Origin of the sequence: Roseateles asaccharophilus, from assembly GCF_004362405.1 — a bacterium.
GTDB lineage: Bacteria > Pseudomonadota > Gammaproteobacteria > Burkholderiales > Burkholderiaceae_C > Kinneretia > Kinneretia asaccharophila.
Genome location: NZ_SNXE01000020.1, coordinates 1 through 1,235, shown reverse-complemented (window position 1 = coordinate 1,235; position 1,235 = coordinate 1). Strand labels below are relative to the sequence as shown.

At 66.4% G+C, this 1,235-nt stretch carries 1 pseudogene; it reads right to left on the bottom strand.

Annotated elements, in window-relative coordinates:
- Positions 1 to 1,235: pseudogene (locus DFR39_RS19925) on the bottom strand (heme utilization protein); the annotation flags it as partial.

Genomic DNA, 1,235 nt, shown 5'->3' with positions numbered 1-1,235 from the left:
GAGGTGGAGAGCACGCGCAGGTCATCGCTCTCCATCTTGCTGATCTGGGTGGTGCTCAGACCGGCCATCTGGGCCGACGTCATGGCTCGGGCCTGATCGGTGCTCAGGGCCACGATCTGGTCGGTGGTCAGCGCCTTGACCTGGTCGGAGTTGAGCGCGCGCACGGCGTTGGTGGACAGGGCCTCCACATCGTCCGTGGTCATCTTGGACAGCTGGGTGGTGCCGATGGCGGCCACTTGAGCCGTGGTCAGGGCCTTGACCTGGTCGGTGGTCAGGGCGTTGAGGTCGTCGCTGTTCAGACCATTGATCTGGGTCGTGGTCAGATTCGCAACCTGGGTCGTCGTCAGAGCCGCAATCTGGTCGGAGTTGAGCGCGGCCAATTGGGTGGTGCTCAGACCACGCAGGGCGGCGGTGTTGAGCGCATTGAGGTCATCGCTCTGCATGGCGGCGACCTGGGTCGTGGTGAGACCGGCCACCTGGGTGGTGGTGAGCGCGCGGGCCTGATCGGTGCTGAGGGCGACCACCTGGTCGGTGGTGAGTGCCTTGATCTGGTCGGAGTTGAGCGCACGCACGGCATTGGTGGACAGGGCCTCCACATCGTCCGTGGTCATCTTGGACAGCTGGGTGGTGCCGATGGCGGCCACTTGAGCGGTGGTCAGGGCCTTGACCTGGTCGGTGTTCAGCGCGTTGAGGTCGTCGCTGTTCAGACCATTGATCTGGGTGGTCGTGAGAGCCGCCACCTGCCGGGTGCTCAGGGCGCCGATCTGGTCGGAGTTCAGGGCCGCCAGCTGGGTGGTGCTCAGGCCGCGCAGGGCGGCGGTGTTGAGCGCATTGAGGTCGTCGCTCTGCATGGCGGCGACCTGGGTCGTGGTGAGACCGGCGACCTGGGTGGTGGTAAGCGCGCGGGCCTGATCGGTGCTGAGGGCGACCACCTGGTCGGTGGTGAGTGCCTTGACCTGGTCGGAGTTGAGCGCGCGCACGGCGTTGGTGGACAGAGCCTCCACATCGTCCGTGGTCATCTTGGACAGCTGGGTGGTGCCGATGGCGGCCACCTGAGCCGTGGTCAGGGCCTTGACCTGGTCGGTGGTCAGGGCGTTGAGGTCGTCGCTGTTCAGACCGTTGACCTGGGTCGTGGTCAGGTTCGCGACCTGGGCCGTCGTCAGGGCGGCAATCTGGTCGGAGTTGAGCGCCGCCAGCTGGGTGGTGCTCAGACCCCGCAGGGCGGCCGTGCTCAG